The sequence below is a fragment of the Burkholderia sp. Ac-20345 genome (assembly GCF_017104825.1).
Taxonomy (GTDB): domain Bacteria; phylum Pseudomonadota; class Gammaproteobacteria; order Burkholderiales; family Burkholderiaceae; genus Burkholderia; species Burkholderia lata_B.
In genome coordinates this window covers 1-3,237 of record NZ_JAAGPO010000404.1, presented here as the reverse complement: position 1 = coordinate 3,237, position 3,237 = coordinate 1, and the positions used below count along the sequence as shown (strand labels likewise).

3 protein-coding genes are annotated in these 3,237 nt (G+C 67.3%); 1 reads left to right on the top strand and 2 read right to left on the bottom strand.

Annotated elements, in window-relative coordinates:
* The first annotated feature begins 38 nt into the window (after positions 1-38).
* Positions 39-1,547: an AMP-binding protein gene (locus G3O06_RS47335; protein ID WP_205820197.1), complete on the top strand. Its 1,509-nt coding sequence runs from the start codon at positions 39-41 to the stop codon at positions 1,545-1,547.
* 118 nt (positions 1,548-1,665) lie between these two features.
* Here the strand turns inward: G3O06_RS47335 and G3O06_RS47330 are convergent, their stop codons facing one another.
* Positions 1,666-2,805 carry a branched-chain amino acid ABC transporter substrate-binding protein gene (locus G3O06_RS47330; RefSeq protein WP_174916776.1) on the bottom strand — a complete coding sequence of 380 codons (1,140 nt, stop codon included), beginning with the start codon at positions 2,803-2,805 and terminating at the stop codon, positions 1,666-1,668.
* Positions 2,806-2,889: 84 nt separating this feature from the next.
* On the bottom strand, positions 2,890-3,237 hold a 348-nt coding region (locus G3O06_RS47325; protein ID WP_205820196.1), incomplete at its 5' end, for a hypothetical protein.

The following is a 3,237-nucleotide window of genomic DNA, read 5'->3' as shown; positions in this document are numbered from 1 at the left end:
CGACCCAGTTCGCCTACGATCGCCCGCCCGGAGTCCCGATGAACCTCGTCGCCGCCCTCGACCGCGCCGCCCGTGCGACGCCCGACAAGCCGTTCCTCGTCAGCGAATCCGCGACGATCACCTATGCCGCCGCGCGCGAGCGCTCGCACCGCGCGGCAGCCGTGCTGAGCGCGCTCGGCGTCGCGGCCGGCGACCGTGTCGCCGCGATGTGCTTCAACACGCCGGCCTTCGTCGACCTGATGTTCGGCGCATGGCGGCTCGGCGCGACGTTCGTGCCGATCAATCACAAGCTGCAGGCGCCGGAAGTCGACTACGTGCTCGAACACAGCCGCAGCAAGGCGCTGCTGTTCGACGTGGCGCTCGCCCCCGTGATCGAACGCCTCGTGCATCCCGCGCGGCGGCTCGTGACCGAAGGCGAGCTCGACGGCGTGCCGTGCTTCGACACGCTGTGCGCGTCGATGGACGGCCTCGCCGGCATCGAGCCGGCCGACGGCGAAATCGCGCAGATCCTCTATACGTCCGGCACGACCGGCCACCCGAAAGGCTGCGTGCACAGCCACCGCACCGTGACGCTCGCGGCGATGCAGGCGGCGCTCGCGACCGGCATCGGCCGCAATGAGCGCACGCTGATGGCGATGCCGATCTGGCATTCGTCGCCGCTCAACAACTGGTTCGGCGGCACGCTGGTCGCGGGCGGCACCGTCGTGCTGCTGCGCGAATACCATCCGCTGCGGTTCCTGCAGACCGTCGAGCGCGAGCGCGTGACGCTGTATTTCGGCGCGCCGGTGTCGTACCTGCTGCCGCTCGACACGATCGACGGCTTCGCGGCGTTCGACCTGTCGAGCGTGCGCGCGTGGCTGTACGGCGGCGGCCCGATCGGCCCCGCGCAGGCCGAACGGCTTGCGCGCGCGTATCGCAGCGACGCGTTCTTCCAGGTGTACGGCATGACGGAAGCGGGCCCGGCCGGCACGACGCTGTATCCGGACGAGCAGGTCGCGAAGGCCGGTTCGATCGGCCGCACGGGCGGCCCGGGCGTCGACCTGCGCGTCGTACGGATGGACGGCATCGACGCGCAGCCGGGCGAGACCGGCGAGATCTGGCTGAAGACCGACAGCATGATGCTCGGCTATCTCGACGATGCGGCCGCGACACGCGCCGCATTCGCGCCGGACGGCTGGTACCGCACCGGCGACATCGCGCGGATCGATCAGGATGGCTACCTGTTCATCGTCGACCGGCTGAAGGACATGATCGTGACGGGCGGCGAGAACGTCTATTCGAAGGAAGTGGAAGACGTGCTCGGCGCGCACCCGGACATTGCCGAGGCGGCCGTGGTCGGCGTCCCGCATCCCGACTGGGGCGAGACGGTCGTTGCGCACGTGGTGCTGCGCGCGGGCAGCGTGCCCGATGCAGACGCGCTGCGCGCGTTCTGCGGCGAGCGGCTCGCTGCGTACAAGATCCCGCGCGAATTCACGTTCGTACAGGCGCTGCCGCGCACGCCGACGGGCAAGCTGCAGAAGTTCCTGCTGCGCGTGCGTCGCGAATAGCCGCTTGCGCGGCTGCGGAATAAGAAAAAGCCACCCGGCCCTACGGCCCGGTGGCTTTTTCACATGATCGGCGGGGCAGCGGCACACGCCGCCACCCGTTCGTCACGTCACAGGCTGCTTACTTGCCGCCGATGCTCTTCAGCGGCTTCCACTCGCCCTTCTCGACCTTGTACATCGTGATGCCGCCGTTCTTCAGGTCGCCCTTCGCGTCATACGCGACGTGCGTCGACGTCACGCCGGCCATGTCGGTCTTCGCGAGCAGCGGCAGGTACTTCGCCGGATCGGTCGAATCGGCCTTCTTCATTGCGTTGAACAGTGCCATCGCGCCGTCGTACGCGTACGGCGAGTACGTCTGCACGTCTTCGCCGAAGCGCTTCTTGTACTTGTCCGCGTACGTCTTGCCGCCCGGCATTTCTTCCAGCGGGAGACCTGCCAGCGAAGCGATCGTGCCGTCGGCCGCGTTGCCCGCGATCTTCAGGAACGTCGGCGTCTTCACCATTTCGCCGCTCATCAGCGGGGCGGTGATGCCGAGCGTCTTCATCTGCTTGACCATCGGTGCAGCCTGCGAATCCGCGCCGCCGTAGTAGACGAGATCCGGCTTCGCAGCCTTCAGCTTGGTCAGGATCGCCTTGAAGTCGACCGCCTTGTCGTTCGTGAATTCACGGTCGACGATCGACGCGCCGCCGGCCTTCGCAGCCTTCTCGAACTGGTCGGCGAGACCCTGGCCGTAGGCCGTGCGGTCGTCGACGATCGCGATCTTCTTCATGCCGAGATCCTTCGACGCGAACGTGCCGGCCACCGAGCCCTGCTGCGTGTCGGACGTCATCATGCGGAAGGTCGTCTTGTAGCCCTGCTGCGTGTATTCCGGTGCGGTCGCCATCGCGATCTGCGGAATGCCCGCGTTCGCGTAGATGCGCGAAGCCGGAATCGTCGTGCCCGAGTTGAAGTGGCCGAGCATGCCCTTGATGCCGTCGTCGACGAGCTTCTGCGCGACCGTCGTGCCGGTGCGCGGGTCAGCCTGGTCGTCCTGCGTGTCGAGTGCGAACTTCACCGGCTTGCCGCCGATCTTCGGGCTCGTCGCGTTGAAATCCTCGATCGCGAGCACGATCCCGTTCTGCATATCCTTGCCGTAGTGCGCCTGCGCGCCCGTCATCGGCCCTGCGTAACCGATCTTCACGTCATCCGCATGGGCCGTCCCCGCCAGCGACATGACCGCGACGAACGTCGCGCCTGCCAGCTTTTTCATCGTGTGTTGCATAGCATCTCCTTGGTACCAGGGTAAATGGAGCGGCTTCGGGATCGCCTTGCCGCTTCCTATGTTTGATCCGAACGGCAAGGATGATCAGCCGATCGTCATCAAATTCGCATTGCCACCCGCCGCGGCCGTGTTCACGCTCACCGAGCGTTCCGTCAACAGCCGTTCCAGCGCGTAATCTTCCGCATCGCCGTTCTCGAACGCGCCCACCGACACGCCCTGCACCGACACGATCGGGCCCGGCCGCTGCGCGACGTCCTTCACGAGCGTCTGCAGCTCGTCGCTGTCGCCTTCGAACAGCACCGCGTCGAACGGCGCATCGGCCTGCTTGCGCACGACCGCATGTGCCTTCAGCGACGCCGGCAGCGCGGCGACCAGCGCCTCGCCGGCCGCGCCCGCGAACAGCGCACGGTTGCCGGTTGCCAGCACCGCCGA

What these genes read in the sequence shown, in the direction of transcription:
- G3O06_RS47335 (WP_205820197.1), top strand. Translation starts at nt 39, where the DNA reads ATGAACCTCGTCGCCGCCCTCGACCGCGCCGCCCGTGCGACGCCCGAC.
- G3O06_RS47330 (WP_174916776.1), bottom strand. Translation starts at nt 2,805, where the DNA reads ATGCAACACACGATGAAAAAGCTGGCAGGCGCGACGTTCGTCGCGGTC.